At 42.9% G+C, this 25,114-nt stretch carries 12 protein-coding genes and 1 pseudogene; 12 read left to right on the forward strand and 1 reads right to left on the reverse strand.

From position 1 onward, the window contains the following. From A8F94_RS22850 to A8F94_RS22870, 5 genes are all read left to right on the forward strand, one after another. Positions 1-918 carry a dihydrodipicolinate synthase family protein gene (locus A8F94_RS22850; protein WP_066206240.1) on the forward strand — a complete coding sequence of 306 codons (918 nt, stop codon included), beginning with the start codon at positions 1-3 and terminating at the stop codon, positions 916-918. 16 nt (positions 919-934) lie between these two features. After that, positions 935-2,278 carry a glucarate dehydratase gene (gene gudD / locus A8F94_RS22855; RefSeq protein WP_066206243.1) on the forward strand — a complete coding sequence of 448 codons (1,344 nt, stop codon included), beginning with the start codon at positions 935-937 and terminating at the stop codon, positions 2,276-2,278. A 28-nt stretch (positions 2,279-2,306) separates the two neighbouring features. After that, complete coding sequence (gene kdgD, locus A8F94_RS22860; protein WP_066206246.1) at positions 2,307-3,242, forward strand: 5-dehydro-4-deoxyglucarate dehydratase; 936 nt, start codon at positions 2,307-2,309, stop codon at positions 3,240-3,242. A gap of 13 nt (positions 3,243-3,255) precedes the next feature. Beyond that, entirely contained in the window at positions 3,256-4,722 is a 1,467-nt protein-coding gene (gene gucD / locus A8F94_RS22865; RefSeq protein ID WP_066206249.1) for an alpha-ketoglutaric semialdehyde dehydrogenase GucD, read from the forward strand. Positions 4,723-4,813: 91 nt separating this feature from the next. Continuing rightward, positions 4,814-6,145 carry a hypothetical protein gene (locus A8F94_RS22870; protein ID WP_066206252.1) on the forward strand — a complete coding sequence of 444 codons (1,332 nt, stop codon included), beginning with the start codon at positions 4,814-4,816 and terminating at the stop codon, positions 6,143-6,145. Between the two features lie 131 nt (positions 6,146-6,276). Here the strand turns inward: A8F94_RS22870 and A8F94_RS22875 are convergent, their stop codons facing one another. Continuing rightward, on the reverse strand, positions 6,277-6,561 hold the full coding sequence (locus A8F94_RS22875; RefSeq protein WP_066206255.1) for a hypothetical protein: 285 nt from the start codon (positions 6,559-6,561) through the stop codon (positions 6,277-6,279). A 470-nt stretch (positions 6,562-7,031) separates the two neighbouring features. On the opposite strand from A8F94_RS22875, the gene A8F94_RS25210 reads away from it, so the two are divergent. From A8F94_RS25210 to A8F94_RS25485, 7 genes and pseudogenes are all read left to right on the forward strand, one after another. Next, the gene (locus A8F94_RS25210; RefSeq protein ID WP_077247877.1) at positions 7,032-7,232 is read left to right on the forward strand and encodes a hypothetical protein; all 201 of its coding nucleotides are present in this window, start codon (positions 7,032-7,034) and stop codon (positions 7,230-7,232) included. Between the two features lie 15 nt (positions 7,233-7,247). Next, positions 7,248-7,475, forward strand: a pseudogene (locus tag A8F94_RS25215) (YusW family protein); the annotation flags it as partial. Between the two features lie 182 nt (positions 7,476-7,657). Then, positions 7,658-8,203 (forward strand): GNAT family N-acetyltransferase, encoded by a 546-nt coding sequence (locus tag A8F94_RS22885; protein WP_254660933.1) that lies wholly within the window; start codon positions 7,658-7,660, stop codon positions 8,201-8,203. Between the two features lie 89 nt (positions 8,204-8,292). Continuing rightward, positions 8,293-9,594 carry a serine hydrolase domain-containing protein gene (locus A8F94_RS22890; RefSeq protein WP_066206264.1) on the forward strand — a complete coding sequence of 434 codons (1,302 nt, stop codon included), beginning with the start codon at positions 8,293-8,295 and terminating at the stop codon, positions 9,592-9,594. A gap of 264 nt (positions 9,595-9,858) precedes the next feature. Further along, on the forward strand, positions 9,859-10,914 hold the full coding sequence (locus A8F94_RS22895) for a M14 family zinc carboxypeptidase (protein ID WP_066206269.1): 1,056 nt from the start codon (positions 9,859-9,861) through the stop codon (positions 10,912-10,914). A gap of 338 nt (positions 10,915-11,252) precedes the next feature. Continuing rightward, a complete protein-coding gene (locus A8F94_RS26425; protein ID WP_066206272.1) occupies positions 11,253-15,353 on the forward strand; it encodes a S8 family serine peptidase in 4,101 nt (1,366 codons plus the stop codon). Positions 15,354-15,810: 457 nt separating this feature from the next. Continuing rightward, positions 15,811-24,969: a carboxypeptidase regulatory-like domain-containing protein gene (locus A8F94_RS25485; RefSeq protein ID WP_066206274.1), complete on the forward strand. Its 9,159-nt coding sequence runs from the start codon at positions 15,811-15,813 to the stop codon at positions 24,967-24,969. Positions 24,970-25,114 lie beyond the last annotated feature (145 nt).

Raw genomic sequence — 25,114 nt, forward strand, 5'->3', positions numbered from 1 at the left:
ATGGATTTCAGCTATTTGCGTAAAAACCTTGAAACAATTACGGCTATTAACATCACTCCCTTTCAAAAGGATTCAAAGGAAATTGATTGGGTCAGTCTGGAAAAAAATATTGAGTTTTTAATAGAAAAGGGACTCAAAGTAATTGTTCCTTCCGGCAACACTGGAGAATTTTATGCCCTTTCAATCGAGGAAGCAAAACAAGTGACAAAAAGGGTTGTTGAGATTGTTGATAAGCGTGCAATTGTAATGGCTGGAATTGGTTACTCTGTTCCCCAGGCGGTTGAACTTGGTCTTGCCGCACAGGATGCCGGGGCTGATTGCGTAATGATCCATCAGCCTGTTCACCCATATGTGACTACGGATGGAACGGTTTCCTATTTCAAGGAAATCATTAATGCACTTGATATCCCTTCAGTTATCTATTTTAAAGACCCCCATGTCAGCGACCGTGTTTTATACGAGCTTGCTTCACTTGAGAAATTCATTGGAGTCAAGTACGCGATTAATGACCTTCCTAGATTCACAAAGACATATCGTGAGGTATCGGCAATCCATGACATTGCCTGGATATGCGGGACAGCTGAGAAATGGGCCCCTTATTTCTATCACGCCGGCGCCAAAGGCTTTACATCGGGGCTTGTAAATATTTTTCCTGAAAAGTCCTTTGAACTGTTACAAGCGCTTCGTGAAGAAGACAATGAGACAACCTGGAAAGTTTGGGAAGAAGTGCTCTTATTCGAGGACTTAAGAGCAAAAAACAATAATGGAAACAATGTTGTGGTTATAAAGGAAGCTTTAGAGCTGATTGGCTTTAAGGCAGGACCTACAAGGGAACCTGTTAACAGTCTATGTAATGAAGACAAAAAAGAACTTGAGGGCCTACTTGCAAAATGGGGGATGCTGGCCCCCCAACTTTAAACCAAGGAGGGTACATATGGGAGAGATCGGTGATTTCAAAACACCAATCGTAAGAGATGTTACGGTCATACCGGTTGCGGGTTCAGATAGCATGCTCCTAAACCTTAGCGGAGCACACGGGCCGTTTTTTACGCGAAATATTTTGATCATTAAAGACAATTCAGGAAACACAGGTGTTGGTGAAGTTCCAGGCGGAGAAGGGATCCGGGAGACAATAGAACAGGCAAAAGACCTCATTATAGGGCGCCCAATAGGATTATACCGAAATATTCTAAGTGAAATAAAAGACCGCTTCGCCAGCCTTGATGCTGGCGGCCGGGGTCTTCAGACATTTGACCTTCGCGTCACTATCCATGCCGTAACAGCCGTTGAATCGGCCATGCTTGACCTTCTTGGGAAATACCTTAATGTCCCAGCAGCTGTACTTTTAGGGGAAGGCCAGCAGAGGGATTCCGTCAAGATGCTTGGCTATCTTTTTTATATTGGTGATAGGAAACAAACGAATCTTCAATACAAAAGCGAAGCTGACGCAAAGGATGATTGGTTCCGTCTGCGTAATGAACCTGCTTTGACAGCGGATTCTATCGTAAGGCTTGCGGAGGCGGCAAGGGAAAAGTATGGTTTCCAGGACTTCAAGCTAAAAGGGGGGGTGTTAAGAGGAGAAGAAGAAATCGAGGCCGTTACCGCACTGGCAAAAAGGTTCCCCGAAGCGCGTATCACGCTGGATCCTAATGGTGCTTGGTCCCTTGAAGAAGCAATTCGTTTATGCCGCAACATGAAAGATGTCCTTGCTTACGCGGAAGATCCATGCGGAGCGGAAAATGGCTATTCCTCAAGGGAGGTTATGGCTGAATTCCGAAGGGCAACTGGCCTGCCAACTGCAACTAATATGATTGCGACGGACTGGCGGGAAATGGGACATGTAATTCAATTGCATTCTGTTGATATCCCGCTTGCTGACCCTCATTTCTGGACAATGGCTGGTTCAGTCAGAGTTGCACAAATGTGCCATGAATGGGGCTTAACTTGGGGATCACACTCCAATAACCATTTTGATATATCACTAGCAATGTTTACTCATGTTGCTGCTGCAGCACCTGGTGAAATTACCGCAATAGATACTCATTGGATCTGGCAGGATGGCCAGCGTTTAACCAAGGATCCGCTGAAAATTGTCAATGGAGAAGTGAAAGTACCGGATAAGCCTGGACTTGGTATCGAAATAGATATGGAAAGAGTGGAACAGGCCCATCGTTTGTACAAAGAATATGGCCTTGGCGCTAGAGATGATTCAATTGCCATGAAATATTTAATCCCAAATTGGACTTTTAACAATAAAAAACCTTGTCTTGTTCGTTAATAGAACTTTTAGCATTGGAGGAATTATCATGTCTAAAGCGAGAGTTGCGCCTAAGGGAATATTAGGGTTTCCTGTGTCTCATTTTACAGAGAATGATAGGCTGGATGAACAGGCTCTTTCTCAGAATATCGAAAATCTGATGAATGAAGGCGTGGAAGCCATATTCGTTGCTTGTGCTGCAGCAGAATACCCTTCATTAAGCGAATCTGAGTATGTTGCATCTGTTGAGGTTGCCGTATCGACAGTCAAAGGAAGGCTTCCGGTTTATACAGGGGTTGGCGGAAATATCAAAACAGCACTTAAATATTCTCAAATTTCGGCAGATAAAGGGGCTGACGGATATCTTATCTTGCCTCCGTATCTTGTTACTGGAGAAAAAGATGGGATAGCCGCCTATTTTAAATCCATAGCAGAAAGCACAAATCTTAATGCCATCGTATATCAGCGTGACAATGTCAGTCTATCAGTCAAGGGATTGGAAGTACTGGCTGAAGTGCCTCAAGTGGTTGGCGTGAAAGATGGATTGGGTGATATGGAGTTAAATGTTATGCTTACCCAAACATTTGGAAACCGTTTTGGATGGCTGAACGGAATGCCTCTTGCTGAAGTAACCATGCCCGCATATCTTCCGCTTGGGTTTGATTCTTACTCTTCGGCAATATCGAATTATATTCCCCATATTTCAAGGAAATTTTACAATAGTCTGTATGACGGAGATATGGAAACAGTAACAGACATATACCAGCAAGTAATACTTCCGATTAATAACATTCGCCGTAAGCGGAAAGGGTATGCTGTGTCACTTATTAAGGCAGGAATGGAAATTATGGGATTGAAGGTGGGAAAATCAGTAAGGCTGCCAATTCTTCCAGTAGAAAAACAACATTATACAGAGATGGAAACAATTTTGAAAAATGCGATGGAACGTTTTCCTAAAAAGGAAGCTGCAAGACCAATTTTTTAAGGAGGGGGATACTATGACGACCTCGGTTGAAGTAAAAACATATCACAATTTTTACAATGGGGAATGGGTTGCTTCCATTTCAAATGAAGTAGAAAAAAGCGTTAATCCAGCCAACACGGATGATATTGTCGGTTATGTGCAAAAATCCACAGCAGAGGATTTAAATAGGGCAATTGAATCAGCCAGTAAAGCAAAGGATGGATGGCGAAAGCTCTCAGGGTCGGAGAGAGGAGACTATCTATATAAAGCTGCCCAAATTATTGAAAAGAGAATCAATGAGATTGCCGAAACAGCAAGCCGTGAAATGGGAAAAACTTTCGCTGAAACAAAAGGAGAGACAGCAAGGGGGATTGCCATTTTAAGGTACTACGCAGGGGAAGGGATGCGTAAAGTTGGTGATGTCATTCCTTCAACCGATAGCTCCGCCCTGATGTTTACGACCCGTGTTCCCCTTGGAGTTGTTGGTGTTATTACGCCATGGAATTTTCCAATCGCCATTCCGATATGGAAGATGGCTCCAGCCCTTGTTTACGGGAATACAGTCGTGATCAAACCGGCAACAGAAACAGGGGTCACATGTGCGAAAATCATAGAATGTTTACAAGAGGCTGGTTTCCCTCCAGGTGTGGTAAACATGGTGACCGGCCCTGGAAGTGTGATTGGCCAAGGTATCGCGGATCACCCGAAAGTAAACGGCATTACATTTACTGGATCGAATGGTGTAGGGAAACGGATTGCTCGTTCAGCATTGGAACGAGGTGCCAAGTACCAACTGGAAATGGGCGGGAAAAACCCTGTTATTGTTGCAGCTGATGCCGATCTTGACCTTGCAGTAGATGGCACGATAAGTGGAGCATTCCGATCCACCGGTCAAAAGTGCACCGCAACAAGCCGCGTCATAGTTGAAAGTTCAGTCTATGAATCTTTTAAAGAAAAGTTATTGGAGAAAGTAAAAGAGATAACGATTGGAAATGGACTTGAAGAGAATACATGGATGGGGCCATGTGCGAGTGAAAGCCAATATAAAACTGTACTCTCTTATATCGAAAAAGGACATTCAGAGGGTGCGAGATTGATCGCTGGAGGAAATAAACTTGATGGGAAACCTTTTGATAAAGGGTTTTACCTCGAACCTACAATATTTGAAAATGTCACTTCAGAAATGTCCATCGCCCAGGAAGAAATATTTGGACCAGTGATTGCACTCATTAAAGTAAATAACATAAATGAGGCCATTCAAATTGCAAATGACGTGGATTTCGGTTTGAGCGCCTCAATTTTTACAAGTAATATTAAAAACATCCTTTCCTTTATTGAAGATATGGATGCTGGACTCATTCGCATTAATGCAGAAAGTGCAGGAGTTGAACTCCAGGCTCCCTTCGGAGGCATGAAGCAATCAAGCTCCCACTCGAGGGAACAAGGAGAAGCCGCAAAGGAATTTTTCACGTCAATCAAAACAGTATTTGTAAAATCGTGAAAGCAGGTTTTTTGACCTGCTTTTTATCTCTCATTTCTGAGAACGATACTAGTTTTTAATATAGCCTATTTTCTAAAAGGAGGGGAGGGACATGAAAAGTTATTTTATACTTTCTATGTGTTTGTTGTTTTTAACGTATTATTTTTTAAATTTTAACTGGTTACGATACCTTGTTGTCATTATGGCATTCATCTCTTTTTCAGTTTGCATTATAAGGGCTCATGGGTTTCCCCGTATTCTTGCGATTGGAATGATGGGAAGTGGAATCGCTTTGGAAATAGGCCAGGGAGGGGGAATAGAGGCAATAGTTGACGGAATTTTATTCGTACTGCCGTTACTCTGCATCTTAACGCTCGCGCCCCTCCTTTCAGTTCCGCTTAAAATAGGCGGATATTTTAAAGCACTTGATTCCTTCCTCGGGAACATGTTGCATAACCCAAAAATATTTTTTGCTGGAATAACCGCCACTCTTTTCATCCTAAGCCCAGTTCTAAATCTTGGTTCTGTACGGTTAGTAGATGAGTTTCTTTCAAACCTAAAACTACCTTCAGCGATTTCTTCTAAACTCTATTTGGTCGGTTTTTCAACTGCAATGTTTTGGTCTCCATATTTTACTTCAGTAACCATGGTCCTTTATTACCTTGAATTGCCTGTTGGAAAATACATATTTTTTGGTATTTCATTATCTCTCCTTTCATTGCTTTTAGGAAACATACTGCTTGTAGCCTGGGAGGAAAAGCACCCTTTAAATATTATTTCGACCGATATATCCCCGTTGGAAAGATGGGAGAGAAATCGGTTGGTCATGTTAAGTTTATATGTTTCCAGCCTTTTATTAACACCATTGTTAATTGAGTATTTTACAGAATGGTCAATGATTGTGATTGTAAGCCTTATTTCAATTGTTCTTCCATTATTATGGGGAACATTTACAAGGGAATGGATACAGCTTTCCCCCCATTGGAATGTATTCCGTAATCAGACAGTTCCTATGATGAACAATGAAATTATATTATTCACAAGTGCAGGATTATTTGGTCACGCAGTGCAGGATACAAGCTTTGCACTTATGATAACAGGGTTTTTGAATACGGTAGCCCACCATTCTTTCCTATTGTTTGCTGTATGTGTAATGGGTATTGTAATCACAGTAACGTACGTGGGTATTCACCCTATTGCTGTTGTAGCAGCACTTGCAATGCAATTGGAGCCGAATGAACTCGGGATTAGTAGTATCGCATTAGCTATACTTTTGTTGCTAGCCTGGTCATTATCTGTTTTACTCAGCCCCTTTTCAGGCATTAACCTCCTTGTCAGTAAAATGGTAGGCAGGTCAGGAGTTGAAGTGGGCCTTCTATCCAATGGATTTTATGTTTCACTGGTTGCGACATTAGGCATTTTAATGTTTCTTTTTTTATCATAATGATTAATTTTGATTATAGGTTTTGAATTTCATATAGATAATAATTAAAGGGCCGATTGCTAATAGGGATATAATCCATAACCACCCGATATTTTACGAATTTGCTAAATGTATAGTACCATATACTGCCTTTAGACTGGAGGAATTCGGTACTTTATAAAGATAACAGAGCTAAAGACGCTGTCTCCAAAAAAACCAGAAATAAGGCCGCCTTTAAAAATGGAATCCTCACTCACTGCCGAATTAACCAGCCTTCCCATCACCTGTGGCCCAATCAGGAGCGCCAGAAAACTACCGATGATCGAGCTTGGAAGGAACAACTTTTGAAAAAACGGGACGGGAAACCGGATTACCATTCCAAGAACGAAAAATAATCCGAGTACTAAAATGCTCTTTCCAACAACTTCTGGTGACATACCAAACCTCCGAATCCCTAGGTTTCTATTAGTTCCTTACCCTTGAGAGTTGTGTGAAAACTGAAAACTTTTTACTCCATATATCAGAACAAAAAGTACCCCGAAACCGTGTGTAGAAACTATTAAATGTCATTCTATTTAATAAGGATGTATACAAGAAAACGCGCTTTTCTTAAATGGATGGAAAGAAATAACAATGCCTTTCATTAGAATGTTACCTTCGTGTACCAGCACCTATTGCCAGAAAAGCTAGGGCCTCCTTTCTACCATAAGTCATAAACGAAAATCCTTTATCCTAGTGAAAGCCACGTCAGTTTGTACGGTGATAAAAAAGGCATTACTCGCTAGACATAGCTATAAATGGTTTGGATTTTTCCATTCCGGATAAAGGCATAACAACAAGAGAAAGAATAAAGTAAAAAAAGGAGCTGATAAAATGAATCTCGCCAAGCCGATTGCACTGGGGGCTAATGTCTGCTTCTGTCCTTACAGGTTGTAATGATGCGGAAGAAGTGAAACCTCCACCAGAAAACGCTCCTGCAGAAAATCAAGTGACAACTCAACCAAAGGAACAAGCTGTTAACCAAATGGACATTAATTTCGTCTCTTTTGACTTGGAAGTAGATAACCAGAATTCAAAGGGTGCTATAGAAATCAGTTATGAAAATTAGAAGGAAAAAAATGGTGCAGAGGCAACCTATGTTGACAAAGAGAAGAATGCCCAATTAAATGGGAAAGAAGCAATGAAGGAATTGTATGAAAAATTCGAGTCCTTTACATTTGACCAACAAACTCCTGACAAGCAGGTTCTGGATGAAGTTTCAAAAGCTTTTAGCATTCCAGAAAATGCCGAAAAGATTGAATTAGAAATTGAATTTGAAGATGGGATAGAGAAGGAATATAAAACTGAATAAATCAATACTATTAATAATGATAGTAAGATACAAGATAAAAAGGAATTGGGATTCTTCCCCAATTCCTTTTTGTGGCAATTAAGAAACATTTCATGTGTCATACAGGGAAAATGAATAATTGAATAAAACATGTCCATTTTCTGCCATTTTGTTATGATAGTAATGAAAAGGGGGATGAGATGGTGAAGCAAACAGAAAAGTTTTTAGAATCGGAAAGAATATATTTAAGGCCGTATCAGCAGACTGACTTGGAAGAGTGTTACAAAGGGCTTTATGTCAAGGAATCCAGGACATTAACGGGATTAAAGAGAGTCTATAATAAAGAGTTTATGAGTGACTATTTAAACAAGATAAGCAACGATGAGAGCAGAATTTTTCTAATTATTGCCGACCAAAATACAGATGAAGTAATAGGGGATATAGAGTTAAACTACATTGACTTTTTAAATAGAAATTGTTTTATTCGAATCCAGATAATAAAAGACCAATATCTATCAAATGGGTATGGTCCTGAAGCGATGAAGCTATTATTGGATTATGGATTTGGGGTCTATAATCTACATAGAATAGAGCTGGAAGTGTATTCGTATAACCATAGGGCTTTAAAAGCTTACCAGAAACTTGGTTTTAAACAAGAAGGAATTAAACGAGAGAGCATATATTATAATCATGAATACCATGACACGATTATCATGGGTTTACTCAAGAGCGAGTTTGTTAGAAAATAATCTTATTATGTAAAGTTGATAGCCAACTTAAAGAGAGAATGGGTTGTTGATAGTGTTCACAAACTCATGCTTAGAAAGGAATAATTATATTGAATTTAGAAACTCGCTTAAACAATTGGATAGAAGCGTATGAGCAAAATGGATACTTGAGTGGATCGATTTTCATTTCGATTGGCGATGATATTCTAGTGAACAAAGGATTTGGCATGGCGAATTGGGAACATAAGGTACCGAATAAACAAACCACCAAATTTCGAATTGGCTCCTTAACGAAAGCATTTACTTCGCTTGCTATTTTTCAATTACATGAGGAAAAGAAATTAAATATAAAGGATTTCATTGGCAAGTACCTTCCCAATTATCCAACTGGCGATAAAATTTCAATTTATCACTGCTTAACCAATACTTCAGGGACTCCCAATTTTACAAGTTTTCCCGATTTTTGGCCAGCAACAATGAGACTTCCCTCCACATTGGATCAGCTGATAGATTCATTCAAAAATCTTGAATTGGAATTTAAACCAGGGAGCAGGAATGAATATTCAAGTTCAGGATTCATACTGCTAACGGCTATAATTGAAAAGGTTTCTGGTATGTCATACGCAGAGTACATACAGGAAAAAATTTGTCTGCCGTTAGGGATGCATAACACTGGCTGTGATGATGGAGTCAAGGTGGTTCCCAATCTGTCGTCCGGCTATTCATTCTGGGAGAAGCCAATTCATCCAGCCTACGCAGACTTATCGTTTCCATTAGGAGCGTATGGCCTTTATTCCACGACTGAGGACCTTTCCATTTGGGATAGGGCATTGAGAACAAATCGTCTTCTGAGCAAGGAATTATCGGACATAATGTTTACTCCCTATCATGAATCATACGCATGCGGCTGGGTGGCCGATGAGATTTTGGGGAGGAAATGCATCCATCATTGGGGAGATATAAGTGGTTTTTATAGTGATTTCCTCAGGTTTGTAGATGTTGGCATAACGATTATTTACTTGAGCAATATGAATGTTTCTCCTGTACCTTACCTTACACAAGAATTGGCGAAACTTGTTTTTGGAGAAAGTGTTCAATCCCCACCTGCCGCTATACCTGTGGAATTCACAAATAAAAGGTTGCTGGCGGGTTCATATTATTCTGAAACGAAGCAAAACAAGCTTTTTGAGCTTTCCCACGAAAATGGGGGATTGTACTTACTAGTTCCTAAAATGTACGGAGTCTTATATAAATTTAAACTTGTACCAATACAGGCAGATTCGTCAACGGCTCATTTTGTAACTGAAATGATAGACGAACATCTTATCTTCTATTATTGCAAGAATGGAGAAATTGAAACTGTCTTATATAAGGACTACTATGGGAAGGAGCAATTCGTTTATAAAGAATAATAGTTACTATATTGACAAAAATATTGGGCTTTGCATTCAGAGTACCAGCAACCACAGCCTTTTTGGCTGTGGTATTTTTTTAGGGATAGATTTGGGACTAAAGGTCAATTTTTCCTGTAGAGATTGATTTGAGTCTGCTCCTTCTATCCTACTTACCGCGCAGTAATTGTCAGAAAAATGAGTATTCGTTTCTATTTCCGCCTAAGCAGATTATTACTAAACTATATATGTAAGCGCTTTATATTAAAAAGGTGGAGGGGTTACATGAGTATTAAGAAGAAGTTTTTATGTGTCTCATTTTCGGGTTTATTGGCATTCAGCGCAGTAGGTATGCTAGGGGTTCCGGCTGGAGCAGTTGGAAACGGCCCAAGCGCAGGTAATGGTTCCATCCAGACTTCAATTCTACATACCTATGATGATCTTGTCAGCTATTTAAAAACTCAGGAGAACAAACAGGATGCAATGACGCTTGAGGTGATTGGGCAGACTGTGAAAGGAAGGGATATCTACCTCGTCAAGTACATTTCCAATCCCGAAAATCCTACAATTCTATTCTTAACTCAGCAGCACGGGAATGAACAGCTTACAACAGAAGGTGCGCTTGAATTTATTAAGCACTTGGGCACAAACAAGACCAAGGGTGTCCTTGATAAGGTAAACATCCTTATCATTCCTATGCTCAATGCTGATGGCGCAATGGGGGATGTTAATTTTTCGCTCGATAACTACCTTGCAGATGGGGACCGCCATCTCACTCGTGCTAACGCCAACAATTTTGACTTAAACCGCGAGCATGATAAAGCGACAGCAAAAATGCAGCCTGAAGCTCGTTTCCTTCACGAAAATGTTCTTCAAAAATATAACATTGATTATATGATTGATTTGCATCATCAAGGAACAAGAAGTGAAGTAGATGGGAAACTCGTTTCTGGTTCTATTCTCTATCCGACCAATTCGGCAGTTAAACCTGAAGTTTTACAAAGTTCGAAAAAGCTTGGAGCGGTAGTCTATCATGAGCTTCAAAAGAAAGGCTGGGGACATATAGGGAAATATGACGGGGGTTCTGGAGCCAATATCGGCCGCAATGGTGCAGCGCTTCGTTATGATATCGCAACGCTGCTGTTTGAGATGAGGGGCATGTCTGACCACTATATTGAATCCTATGCTCTCGGCCAAAAAAGTAACGGTTATCTAATCAAGCAAACAATTGAAACACTGGATGCTACAGTAAGGGCAATAGCTGACAATTCCATTGAAACAGTAGATACAAGCTTCTGGGATACGTTACCTACACAAACCAATCGTCCTAGCGAGGAATAGAAGTATTAGTTTATAATCTTCAGTTGTGAAATAAAACAAGTATAAAAATTATTATTATCTCAAGTGCAATAGTCCATAATGGATTATTGCATTTTTTTTATGTTTTCTAAATAGCTAGTATTAGGTGAGGTAAGTAAGTTTTAATATATTACATTTATTGTATAATTTTCCTTTTCAAAAAAATAATTTTATAGGCCATAAGACCCTTACGACATACACAAAAACCATGGTACATTCAGATTGTTCTGACTATTAAAAATGTTAGAAGAATAATGTTGCAAGGGGGAGTCTTCGGTACATAAAAAAGAGAATAAAATTTTATTGAAATGGGGAGAGGTATGAAGAATAGTAAGAAAAGTATTGCCTTGTTATTAATTTTCCTTCTTTCGTTTTCCAGCTTTGCCTATGCTGTACCCCAGCTCCCGGCAGGAACAGGGACAAGCAAGGAGCTTGTATCCTCAATAAACAGTGAAGAATCGGTACCTGGTGCAGATGAAGCATCCGCCACATTTGATTCGGCGGAAAAGGTAAGGGTGATTGTTGAGCTCAATGAAGAATCAGCCATTGAGTATGCAACAAAAAAAGGTGTGAAATATTCTAAGCTATCAAAACAAGAAAAGAAAAGTTTAAATGAGAAAGCTGTTAACGCCCAGAAGAAGGCCAAGCAAAAGCTGGCCGATAAAAAAATCAAAGTAAACTATAAAAATAACTTTACAGCTGTCATGAACGGGTTTAGCGGCGAAGTAGCATATGGCGACATTCAGGTGATTGAAAGTCTGCCTGAGGTTAAAAAAGTTTATTTGACTAATGAGTATGAAAGGCCGATCGTTGAACCGGATATGGCGACTAGCCATGAGTATATCCAATCATATCGAGCATGGACTGAGGGCAACTACAAAGGTGAAGGCATGGTCGTAGCCATTATCGATTCCGGTATGGATCCATCACACCGCGATATGGTCATTAGTGAAGGAGTTGAATCCGACCTTTCCTCCGAAGAAGTAAGTGCACTGGCAGCTCAGCATAACCTTCAAGGAAAATATTTCACAGAGAAGATTCCTTACGGGTACAATTATTTTGACCGTAATACCGAAGTTCGCGACCTGGTCCCGGGCGGATCAAATCATGGGATGCACGTTGGCGGAACTGTTGGCGCTAATGGGGACCCTGAACAGGGCGGCATTAAGGGCGTAGCTCCGGAAGCACAGCTGCTTGCCATGAAGGTTTTCAGTAATGACCCAAGTTATGCGTCAACATACTCTGACATTTATGTAGTAGCTATTGATGAAGCAATTAAACTTGGCGCAGATGTACTGAATATGAGCCTTGGCTCGGTAGCTTCGTTCTATACAGCTGAAGATCCAGCCAATTTGGCCATTACACGGGCTGCTGATAACGGGATTGTTTCTTCCGTTTCCGCTGGTAACTCCCGCCATATCGGCCGCGGCTATAAGACACCTTTTGCCGATAACCCTGATATTGGCCTGGTAGGTGCCCCTGGGCTATCAACCGATTCCGTTCAGGTTGCTGCATCCGGAAATACACAAACCTGGTATGAATTCGGCCTATCTTTAACCGGGAACCCAGTAAGTGGTGTTGGGTATACAAGCGATAATTGGATTCAAAAGCTTGGCGACAGGCAATATGGCTTTGTTTCCCTTGGAACAAAAAATGGCGCTGCGGCAGATTATGCTGGACTTGATGTGAAGGGCAAGATTGTTGCTGTTATGCGCGGCGGAACACCTTCTGCTTTAACAGATAAAGCGACGGAAGCTGCCAAACAAGGGGCCGCTGGGATTATCGTATACGATGCAGGTACAGGCGGGACAATTTTTAAGGACCAAGGTGGATTTGCCATTCCATTTATGCTTGTAACAAAGCCAACCGCTGATCAAATGCATCAGCTCTATACTTCAGGCAATACAACTATTAACTTTGCTATCTCAAATTCCCAGCCGGGACCGCAAAACGGCCGGCCAACTGAGTTCTCTTCCTGGGGAACAACGCCAAGCCTTGAAATCAAACCTGAAATCATGGCACCGGGCGGAAATATTTATTCGACTTTAAATGACAACAAATATGGGTTCATGAGCGGAACATCGATGGCTGCTCCACATGTTGCTGGTGGTTCAGCACTTGTAATGGAGTATATAAAAGAAAATCCGCTTTACAAGAACCTTCCATTGTCTCAGCAGACACGACTTGCAAAAGTTCTAATGATGAATACTGCAGCAGTCACGACTGGAACAAACGGATTTGCATATTCCCCGCGCCTACAGGGAGCCGGAATGATGCAAATTCATAATGCGACTCTTACTTCGGTTCGCGCCGTTAATCCGGAAACAAACGAAGCAAAAGTTGAGCTTGAGGATTTTATGAATAAAGTGGTTTCGTTCAAAGTAAAAGCAATTAATGATTCTGCTAGCAAAGCTGTCACCTATAAAGTAAACGTTGATGTTCTTACTGATGCGATTCAGCGCCTCGCTTCTGGTGATATGAACTGGTCAGCTGGGGTAGCAACAACTGGAGATCCGCATCTTAGAGGCTCGGAGCCTTTAAAAAATGCAGCCGTTACTGCACCCGAAACGGTTACTGTACCAGCAGGCGGCAGTGTTGAAATTCCAGTCAGCATCGATTTGACCAACGCGAAAATTCCAGGTTACACAAGCACTGGTGCTAAAACAGAGTTTGATTTAAAAGAGGATATTTTTGTTGAAGGATTTGTCCGCCTTGAGGATGTAACCGGAGAGGAAGTAAATCTGGTTGTCCCGTATGTCGGTTTCTATGGCAAATGGGATCGCCCGGCAATCCTTGACGGCCTCCGGAATATTGACAACAAGTTCTTCTTCACTGACGGCGCCGGCGGAACTCCAGTCGCTGGAATGGTTGACAACCGTGGAACATATATCGGCTTTGATCCAGTTAACGGGTATGCAAATGCAGTAAGCAAGTTCTCGCTTTCTCCAAATGGTGACGGCCAATTTGATACTATTGTTCCAGTTCTTTCTTTCCTCAGAAACGCGACCGACATGCAATTCAATGTCCTCGATGCAGATGGCAATAAACTGAGGACAATCCGTACTGAAACGTTTGTCAGGAAACACTATGGCAGCTTGGCAACTAGGTATTCCTACTCGACTGTCCGCGGCTGGGACGGAAAGGTGAACGGTGAAATCGTTCCAGACGGCAAGTACTTCTATGAAATAAAGGCAAAAGTTGATATGAAACACCGTGATGCCGAATGGCAAACAAAGCGTATACCTTTTGTTGTTGATACAACAAAGCCGGTTGTGAATGCAACATATAACACAACCACAAAACAGCTGACCTGGGAAGCAAATGATGGCAGTGGAATCGGGCTTCAGCACTTCCTAGTGAAGGTTGATGGCGTAACTGTTTTACCTGCCAATCAATTGCTTCTTCCAACGGCTACTTCCTATGATTTATCAGCTGTAAATGTACCAAAAGGAGCAAAGGTTGAGGTTGTAGCATATGACTTTGCCAATAACATTACGACCCAAACAGCAAGGAATGTGGCAACAGGGGATACGGCTGTTCCAGTCATCACGCTTGAAACGCCTGGAAATGCATCAATCCTTAATTCTAAAGAGATTTCTGTTAAAGGTTATGTCCGTGACGAGTCCTTGATTGAGGCGATTTACGTCAATGGCAATTCCGTTCCATTCAACCGGGTCATGGAGAAGAATGCTTCGAATGTAGAGGAAGAGCGGTATCGCTTTGCCACAACGGTTACAGTTCCTCACGATGGAGTTCACGAAATTTCCGTGAAGGCAGTCGATATTGCTGGAAATGAAATTCAAATCCAGCGCCGTCCAGTATTTATCGATACAACTCCGGCAAATCTGGATGTAACAGCTCCAGACTATGTTGAGAGTGGAGTAACCAAAGCAAATCTCGGAATCACTGTTAAGGATAACTTTGACCAAATCAGAGTATACGTGAATGATAGTGAAGTGAAATTCAGTTCCGGACCAAGTTCATGGGCCGAACCGGTTCCTTACAATCAAACGTTCAACTCTGAAGTCAGTCTGAAAGAGGGACAAAATACCTTTACAGTAAGGGTTGTCGATCTTGCTGGCCACACCACAACTAAAACAGTCAACATTTACAGGCTGAGCAAGGCAGAAATGCCAGTTATTCAGTCAGTAAGCGTGACACCAAAGACAGATGTTAGCTTTAAAAATCCAGCTGTAATTAGCGCTACGGCGAATCAGCCGCTAACATGGTCGGCAAAGGTCGTAAAGCCTAATGGGACTGTTGTCACTCTTCCAGCATCAACTGGCGTCAGCTACAAAGCCACATACACGCCGGAAAAAAATGATGCAAGAGGTGTTTACAAAGTCATCGTAAATGGCGAAACGGTTCATGGTTTTAAAGCTCAAGAAAAACAGGCCGAGTTTTTAATCGGCAAAAAATAAACAAACCTCTATCTGTTAAACAGTAAAAAGATGCCGTGCATTTTCAGTTTCTGAAGATTGCACGGCATCTTTTTCTTTACTTGATCGTTAGCTTTACAGAGTTGGTAATTGGAAGAGTTGCTAAGTGGATTGTACCAACCTCAAAGTCTTTCTACTAATTCAGGTCTTTGGACTTATGTCTTCTGTAGAACAAACGACAAAAACCCCTTAAAGCGTTAGGCCTGAAGAAGTTAAAAATGCTCAAATTTAGCAGGAAAGGGAAAAAGGCAAATAAAAGCTAGAAGGAGAAGGTGAGAGTCATTTTCACTTGCTTTAGAAGGTTTAATACTTTTATACCAGTGGAGGAAAAATTTACTAGTTCATATTATCTAAATTTTATGAATATTAAAAATTAATAAGGATAAACGTACGTAAACCTAGTATACTTCGAGTATCAAAACTTTAGGAGGTGCTAGTTTTGCATATTTTCAGGAAAAGAACAGTCCGAAAATGGTTGGGGGCAATGCTCGCAGTTTTACTGCTAGTTTCGACTTTTGCGCCCAATCTAGCAATGGCTGCAGATTCGAAACCGAAGAGATTTTCCAAGGAAGAGCTTCAGCTTGAAGAGAAGCGTGAAAAAGAAGCCAATTCTGCAAATCAGCATGAATCAGCCGAGGAACAAATTAAGGGAGATAATCAAGAGCTTCCGAACCTTCTGAAGGGATTGGGAATTGAACCGCTGCCGCTGAAGGAAGAAGGAAAAGATAAAGCCGCTAAAGCTGCCGTAGAGGAACAGAAAAGGGCTGAAACAACTTTACAAGAAGCATTTAAGAAAAGCAACGAAGTCAATGTCATCATCAGAATGAAAGAAAAACCTAATCTCGAATCAATCTATCCACAGATGAAGCAGCAAAAGTCGCGTGCGGACAAAATCAAGACTATTCAGAGCCATCTGAAACAAAAGGCAAACTCCTCCCAAAAAGGAATCGAACAGGCACTTGCTGCGATGGAGTCAAAAGGAAAGGCAAAGAAAAAGGATTCATTGTGGATTATAAACGGACTTTCGGCAAAGGTAACAAAAGAGGCTATCGAGGAACTGAAGCAGCGCGATGATGTTGCATCGATCACCCTTGATGAAACCTTAAGCCTGCCGGAAATTACAGTGGAGGAATCTCCTCCAAGGCTGCCAGAGTGGGGTCTAGAGAAGATCTTTGCTCCAAAGGTATGGGGGCAATACGGTCTTAAAGGGGAAGGTATTGTAGTCGGAATCATGGATTCCGGAGTTGACGGTAACCATGAAGCGTTAAAAAATAATTACCGCGGCGGGGATGGGAATCATCAATATTCATGGATTGACCTATCAGGCCAAGGATACGAAACACCGAACGATGGAAATGGCCATGGGACGCATGTTGCCGGCACTTCTGTTGGAGGCGGCGCAGGTGAGCCAGTCGGGGTTGCCCCAGGAGCAGAATGGATAGCCGCCAAAATCTTCAATGATGGAGGTTCTACGACTCTATCAGCTATCCACCAGGCGTTTCAATGGTTCCTGGCACCTGGAGGGGACCCATCAAAAGCACCGCATGTGGTCAACAATTCATGGGGAAATTCGAATACATATAACCTCGAATTCTATGAAGATGTAAAAGCGTGGGTATCGGCTGGGATTTTTCCGTCATTTGCAGCGGGGAATGATGGACCGGGTGCTCAGACAATCGGATCACCCGGAAGCTTTCCTGAAACGTTTGCAGTCGGGGCCACCGATATGTATGACCAAACAGCATCATTTTCCAGCCGAGGCCCTGTTTATTGGCCCGATGGAAGCGGCGGGACAAATCGGTTAATAAAGCCGGATATTTCCGCACCCGGACATAGAATTTATTCAGCATGGCCCAGCAAGCGGAATCAAGGGAAATACAACACCATCAGTGGGACTTCGATGGCTACCCCGCATGTAACAGGAGCCATAGCCCTCCTGTATCAGGCTAATCCGAACCTTACAATTGAAGAAGTAAAAAAAGTCTTGAAGGACACTGTACGTATTGAAGCTCATATGGGAACCCTCCCGAATGATTCATACGGAAGTGGAATCATTAATATTTATCAGGCTGTTACGGAAGCAGCTTTTGCTGGTGACCTTAGCGGTTCAGTTAAAAATAAGAGAGGCGAGCCAATTGCAGCCCGGCTTGAAATAAAGGCTGAAGGGTTATCTTATGATGTTTCCGAAAAAGGAGTTTTTGCATTCAAACTTAGGGAGGGCTCGCACAAGATAACTGTTTCTTCATTTGGCTACAAAACGTATGAAGGAACTGTAGAACTAGAAAAAGGAAAAGCTGCGACGTTGAATGTTGTTCTTGATGATGCTGAAGCCTTTACAATTAAAGGAAAAGTGGTTGATGAGGAAGGAAATCCGATTTCGTTCGCGTTTATCCGCCTAAACGGCACACCTCTGTCGGCTATCCGGACGGACGGGGGCGGTAATTTCGAAATTAAGCAAGTACCAGCTGGCACATATGGTGTCCTTGTGACAGGCGAAGGAATCAAAGGACAGTCGCAAGAAATAAAGGTTAATAACAACCTGTCCTTAGAGTTAAAGGTAAAGAGGGTTGGAACAAGTTTAAGCAAAGATTGGAAAATGGCAAATGGGAACGTGAACCGTAATGCGGTCTCGGCTAATGCGATTGATATTGAAGGGCTGGAAAAGGCGTGGGAATACAGTCTGGCCGGAAAAGGAGACATCCTCTTCTCGACACCAGCCGCTGCAAATGGCAAAGTCGTCCTGATAACGGACAGAGGCTGGGTCATCGCGCTTGATAGCAAGTCTGGCAAAGAGCAATGGGAGATTCGGCTAGGCAGCAACAACCGTTCCTCTCCAACCGTTGAAGGCAATATAGTCTACCTTTCTGGCGGACAGGACGGCAAGATTTATGCGCTCGATTTAAAAACAGGTGCAATACAATGGACGTCGAATGTTGGGGCAATGGCCATCTATGAATCCCCTGTATACCATGACGGTACCTTGTTTGTGTCGTCTGATCTGACAAACAATGCCCATCTTTCTGCTCTGAACGCAAGAACAGGTGAAAAACTGTGGAGCGTAAAACTTGGAGCTCCCACCTATTTCGGTCCAAGCATTGGCAATGGGCTGATATACGTCGGAAGCTACGATAATCAAACAATCCGAGCCTTAAAGATTGAAGATGGGACAGAAGTGTGGAAAAAGACAATTTCCAAAGAAGGAATTGCCTCAAAGCCCGTATTTGATAACGGAGTCCTATATTTCAATGGAATCAATTTTGACACTTCAACCGGTACTCTTTATGCGGTAGATGCAGCAACAGGAGCTGAAAAGTGGAAGGTTGAAGGGGTTGGCGATACACAGGCTGGCTCACCAATTGTCTATGAAACCATGGTTATCTCCGGATCAGCATCACAGCCCAACTTGCGCGCATTTGACAAGCAGACAGGCGAAGAACTCTGGAGCAATAAAGCGGTTGGAACGACATTGAATAACGGTACAGTTACCGCGAATGGCCTGCTATTTTTTGCAAGTACGAACGGTTCAGTTTCCGTGTTGGATGTGTATACCGGTGAACGTTTGAAGGATATTATCCTGCCAGTTTACAGCACATCAGGTATTCCCGTCCTGCCTGGACAGGTGATTTTACCTTATCTAAATGGAATCCAGAGCTATCAATCACCAGGTGTCCTTGTGGGGAAACTTACAGATAAAGACGGGAAGCCTGTAAAAGGCACGGTTACAGTCGAAGAAACCGGTGATGAGGTTACAGCCGGCGAGGACGGCGGCTTCATTCTGAAGCATGTTCCTGGCGACTATACAGTCCGTATTTCCATGTATGGGAAAAAACAGCTTACCGAAAAAATCCAGTTGGTTTCAGGTTATAAAGTAGTAAAGGATTACCAGCTGCAGGATGCGGAAAAAGGGTCGATTTCGATCACGGTTAAGGATAAACGGACAGGAAACTCTTTAGAAGGAGTCGACGTCAAGGTAGAGGGGACTGGCATAAGTGGAAAAACCAATGCTAGTGGCATTTTTACAAAAGAAGAGATGTACGAAGGAACGTGGAATGTTGCCTTCTCATTGAATGGCTTTAAAGATGGACAAAGAGCCATTGCAGTTAAGCAGGGGGAAGTAACTTCCATTAGTTTCGAGCTGCAGCCTATTGATGTCGCTGTCCTGAATGATTACAAGGGACAAATCACAACTCTTCTCGAAAAGAGCGGCTATACGGCAGAGGAACGCAGCTGGGACGTTGTCGAGGACATCGGCCGCTACAAGGTGCTCTATTTGAATGGTGCATATGGTTCAGATGGTGTAAAGCCAACTGAGGCAGAGGTTAAGAATCTTATAGACCTTGCTAATCAAAACAATGTGAGCATCATTTTTACGGATCAGTGGGGCATGAATTATGGCTCAATCCACCATTTAAAGGATTATTATAACAATCCGTCCGACCTCGGACATGACTATGATGTAGGTGAAGTCAGGCTGAAGGTTGAGTCAGAACATCCAATCCTGAAAGGCTATAAAGCTGGGGCGGAAATTTCCATGCTTCCACATGATGCCGATTTTGCCTGGTTCAACCATTATACAGGAAGGACAATCGGAAAAATTGGAACAACCGAAATCGGCTATGTAGGTTCTGGTGTAGCTTATCAGGCCGTTTCGGAAAGCAGTGTACATCTGTTGCTATCAAGTTTTGCTTCGGCTCCATGGGAACAGACTGACAGCTGGCTGCAAGGGCAGCGCCAAATCCTCCTAAATAGCCTTGATTTTCTATACGGAACCGAATTCGGTAAAGTATCAGGGAAGATTGTTGATTCAAACGGGGAGCCGATTGAGGCTAGCGTTGAAGTGGTTGAAACCGGAGTGAAAGCGAAAGCGAATGAGGACGGTGAATTCGAGTTTTTCCATGATGAAGGAACGTTCACACTTGAAGTGAGGGGCAAAGGACATGGGACCGAGACCGTCACATTCACGGCAGCAAAAGGGAACCCAGCAGAGGTGTCAGTCACACTCGGAAGCTCGGAGCGCGGTACGTTATCAGGTATTATCACCGATGCTCTAACAAACAATGAAATCTCGGGAGTCAACGTTAAAGCGGAGAACGCTGCTGGTGAAACAGTTGCCGAAGCAGTATCGGGTGCAAATGGACGTTATGAAATTACTGGTTTGCAGGAAGAAATCTACAAGCTTACATTCTCGAAGGATGGCTATATTGTGTTTTCCCAAGAGGTTGACATAGCCCGCCATACCGGAGAAATTGATGTGAAGTTAAATAAAATGCCTGCAGTTGGTGTGGTTGGTGATTATTCTTCATCAGATAAGAACTTCAAAGCGTTCATGAAGGAACATGGAGTTACGGCTGTTGATATTCAGCCAGCAGACTTAGCTGCGAAGATGAAAGACTTCGATGTCGTATTCATTAATGATCCAAGCAGCCTCGGACTAACAAAGCCCATTTTTGAAGGCGCAATGAAAGCTGCTGATAGCGCAGAAACGAGCGTCATATTCGGGGAAGCGTACTGGAGTTCTGCGGGAATTAATCACCTAGTCAACTATAGGAAAGATCCGGAATCACGGGGAACGGCCCGCAGCACAACCCAATCAGCAATGTACAAAGTAATTGAGGAACACCCTATCCTCGGTGGGGCAAAAACAGGAGACACCGTAAAAATCCTGAACCCGGCTGCAAGCGCGATTGGTTATTTTAAAAATTACAGCGGCTATCCGCTAGCGGAAATCAAGCATGAGGGTGCAAGCACATCGCATGGCCTTGGACTTGCTTATAAACCAAGGACAGAGGGAAGTGCCGAACTATTGATGGCAGGGCATGGCTTTTCCTCCTATCACGGTTCAAAGGATTATACTGCTGAAGGCAAACAAATTTTATTCAATGCCATCCTTTGGGCGGCAAATGCAAAGTTCACGACTATAAGCGGTACTGTCGTGGATGAGAATGGGCAGCCGCTCCTTGCCAGCATAAAGGTGAAGGATGCGCCATTTTCAGCCGAAACCGACCCGGCAACCGGAGCATACTCGATTGCCATCAAGGAGGGAGAGTATGAACTCACCATTAGTGCATATGGCTATGAAACAAGGACATTAAAAGCTTCTGCTTTGCTCGATGGGGAAGCGCAAGCCATTTCCATGAAGGTTGCTGAAAACGTCGGTTCCATCACTGGGACGATTGAGAATGAAAAGGATGGCAATGCGGTAGCAGGTGCAAAGATAACACTCGTAGGCAAACCAAGGTCAGCTGAATCAACCATGCAAGGTCAGTTCAGCCTTGGAAAAATTGAACCGGGCACCTATACCGTCCGTGTTGAAAAACAAGGGTATGTAAGAGAAGAAGTTGAAGTAGAAATTGCTGAAGGCGAAGAGCTGGCACTGAAGGTAAAAATGCTGCCATCGCCAACCATTGGCATAATCGTAGACTTGACAGCGTCCGGGAAAACATTCAAGTCCTACTTGGAGGAGCGAGGCTATAAAGTCGAATACGTAAGCTTCAAGGACCTGGATAAGTTGGATACTGTCGACCTTGTTTTTGCCAACTCGGATTATAAACCAGACGCTGTTCCAACAAAAGCTGATTTCAAAGCTTTCCAGGAAGCACTCGATAAAAAGAAAAAATCGATCATATGGACAGGTCAGGCAGGCGGGCGAGGCTCAATCCGCTATCTTTGGGAGTATGAAGCCAATCCGGCGGCAATCATTGAAGGAACAAATAAGACAGACTCAAAAGGAATAGTGAAAGAAGAGCATCCGTTAACAGCTGGCTTCAAAGCTGGAGACGTAATTGAAATCCCGGGCAAGACTGGATACTATTATGGGTTTACTGGCTATTCCGGAAAAACGGTCGTAGATTTCGAACAAACCACAACCGGACAAAAAGGCTCAATGATTGCCTACAAAGGACGGACAAGTCAATCTGTTGAAATTCTTCTCGCGAATTTAACGATTAGCCATGTTTTCCATCCAGGCGATGCGACATTGTTTGATGCGGGCAGGGAAAAGTTGTTAATGAATGCAATCGATTGGGCTTTAGCAGAAAAAGCATCACTTGCTGGTGAACTCCATGCCCAAATCCAAAATGAAAAAGGCATGTCGGTAAAAGCAGATGTGTCCATCAAGGAAACGGGCAAGGTACTAAAAACAGATGGAGAAGGGAAATTCTTCACAGCTCTTGAACAGGGGTCTTACACGCTGACCGTGAAGGCGTTCGGACACAAGGAGCAAGACTTCACCATTACAATTAATAATGGACAGGTCCTTAACGAGAACTTTATCATTCAATCCGAAAACGCCGGAACCCTTAGTGGTAAAGTTGCAGATGCCCAAACTAAGGATGTCATTGAGGGCGCAACAATTGAAGCGCTTGGTACACCAGCTGAAGCCAAAACAAACGAATCAGGTGAATTTGAACTGACACTGCCAGCTGGTACGTATGAAGTTAGAATCAGTGCGCCGGGCTATAAGCCTGTTTTTGAAACAATCGATATAACCGAAGGAAATGGAACCTCGCTAAATGCGTCCTTGTTCGCATCCGAAAAAATCGCTGTACTGGCCAATACAGTTAATCAAACGCGGATCATACCTTTCCTTCAATCGAACGGATACGAAGCTGATTTTTATTCGTTCAATGACTTTGAAACGCTGATTGGAAAGATTGAGGATTACAAACTGATTATCGCCAACGACATAGCGAGTACGATGAAGGACCGCTTCAAAGTGATGGTCGAGAAAGCAAATGAAAGCGAAACAAGCATCATTTTTGGCAGCCAATTTGGATTGGGTTCGATTTATGATTTGTCAAAAGCGTATGCTGATCCGCAAAAGGTGACTAGTGCTTATGTCGATAAGGAAATTAATATTCGCGTTGACCAGAACCATCCAATCTTCCGGGGCTTTGAACAGGGCAAGGAATATCCGTTCCTATTGAATCCAAAAGGGTCAGTCCAATATGCGCATTATGAAAATTATAGCGGCACAACGATTGGTACGATGACGAACCCTGTTAAAGGAAACTTGGGTAATGCAATCGGGTTTAAATTCAGTTCTTCCAACAGCGTCCATATCTTGCTGTCCGGTCTGCAGGTTGGGAGTTATGGCAACCCTGCCGATCGCTGGACGGAGAATTCAAGCAAGATTTATCTGAATGCAATCGATTATGCCCTAACAGCAAGCCAGGGAGAAATCAAAGGTTCCGTCACCGATGATAACGGCAAGCCGATCGCAGGTGCGTTAGTGACCATCCCGGGAACAGACGTAAAAACAGCGACCAATGCAGCCGGCCTATATCGAATTGGCATCGGCGTAGGAAATTATCAAGTTAAGGTACAGGCGCGCGGCTATACGGAACAAACAAAGCAGGCCGTTATCGAGGAAACTGGCAGCACGGCCGAAGTTAATTTTACCCTCGAAGCACTTGAAGGCGCCGATCTCAAAGGAACTGTCATCGACAAGAAAACAAGCAAGCCGGTTACAGGAGCAGCCATATCACTCATTCCTAAGGATGAACCAGATTTCAAAGGAACGGCAACGAGTGGGGATAATGGTTCGTACGCATTTGAGAATCTCCTGCCAGGCGAATACACCCTTGAAGTGGTTATGGAAGGATACCTGCCAGCGACATTCAATGTGGTCGTCGAGTCGACAGATGTTACACGTAACCTTGAATTGAATGCCTTCGAGGTCGCTGTACTCGGTGATATGAATGGATCAATCAGCCAATTCCTCAATAAGCACGACATTTTTACAGAGGAAAACGATTGGGGCATCCTAGGCCAGCTGAACAAGTATAAAGCGGTCATTGTCAACACAAAGACCGGAACAAAAGAACAGGTCGACCAATTGATTAAGGAAAGTGATGAAAACAAAGTCAGCCTGATATTTACCGGCACATGGGGAGTGAAAGAAGGTTCTATTCAGCTGCTGCAACAGTCTCTGGGAAATCCGGATCCTGATCAACAAGGCTACAATGAAGGAGCCGTTTACCTCAAACTGCTCTCGGAGCATCCGTTGTTTGATGGTCTTGAGGCAGATCAAGACGGCCTAATCAGGATACATGCCGAAAAGAGCCCGTATGCAACATTTAAAAACTACAGCGGGTTAACGCTGGCAGGAATGCAAATGGATGCTGCCGAAAAGGGGGATGCCATTGGATACGAATTCCGCAGCAAGGAGCATATGCATCTTCTTCTATCTTCGTTTGCAGTAACCAATATCATTGGGCCAGAATACGGATGGACTGCAAACGGAAAGCAGCTTTTCGCCAATGCGGTTAAATGGTCAATTGAAGCGGAGCAGCAGCTTCCTACCGCACCGGCATGGGAAAGTGAGAATATCGTTGTAAAAGAGAAACCTGCGGTTATAAAAGGAAAGGCAGAACCTCTTTCCACTGTTCGTATTTTTGAAAAAGCAGGGAACAAGCAAGTTCTGCTGGGAGAGGTAAAAGCTGACAAGGACGGGTTATTCTCGATAGAGCTGGATATGAAAAATGGCAAACACGTCTTGGCCGCTGAATCAGAGAACTTCGCAGGAAAAGCTGTTTCAACAACTTCGATGCAGGTTCTTGTTATCGGCAAGCCAGAAGGGAAAGACAAAGCAAGTTAAATTTTCGTGGATTCATTGAGGTTTTGGAGGGAGAGAAATCTCCACTAAACCGTGTTTCGTGGATTAATTGAGGGTTTGGCAGGGGTGAAAAGTCCACCAACACCGATTTCGTGGATTAATTGTAGGTTTGGCAGGACCAAAAATT

Source organism: Bacillus sp. FJAT-27225 (assembly GCF_001685025.1).
Classification (GTDB): Bacteria; Bacillota; Bacilli; order Bacillales; family Cytobacillaceae; genus Bacillus_D.

Coding starts and splice junctions, on each gene's coding strand:
- A8F94_RS22850 (WP_066206240.1), top strand. CDS start 1: ATGGATTTCAGCTATTTGCGTAAAAACCTTGAAACAATTACGGCTATT.
- gudD (WP_066206243.1), top strand. CDS start 935: ATGGGAGAGATCGGTGATTTCAAAACACCAATCGTAAGAGATGTTACG.
- kdgD (WP_066206246.1), top strand. CDS start 2,307: ATGTCTAAAGCGAGAGTTGCGCCTAAGGGAATATTAGGGTTTCCTGTG.
- gucD (WP_066206249.1), top strand. CDS start 3,256: ATGACGACCTCGGTTGAAGTAAAAACATATCACAATTTTTACAATGGG.
- A8F94_RS22870 (WP_066206252.1), top strand. CDS start 4,814: ATGAAAAGTTATTTTATACTTTCTATGTGTTTGTTGTTTTTAACGTAT.
- A8F94_RS22875 (WP_066206255.1), bottom strand. CDS start 6,561: ATGTCACCAGAAGTTGTTGGAAAGAGCATTTTAGTACTCGGATTATTT.
- A8F94_RS25210 (WP_077247877.1), top strand. CDS start 7,032: ATGTCTGCTTCTGTCCTTACAGGTTGTAATGATGCGGAAGAAGTGAAA.
- A8F94_RS22895 (WP_066206269.1), top strand. CDS start 9,859: ATGAGTATTAAGAAGAAGTTTTTATGTGTCTCATTTTCGGGTTTATTG.
- A8F94_RS26425 (WP_066206272.1), top strand. CDS start 11,253: ATGAAGAATAGTAAGAAAAGTATTGCCTTGTTATTAATTTTCCTTCTT.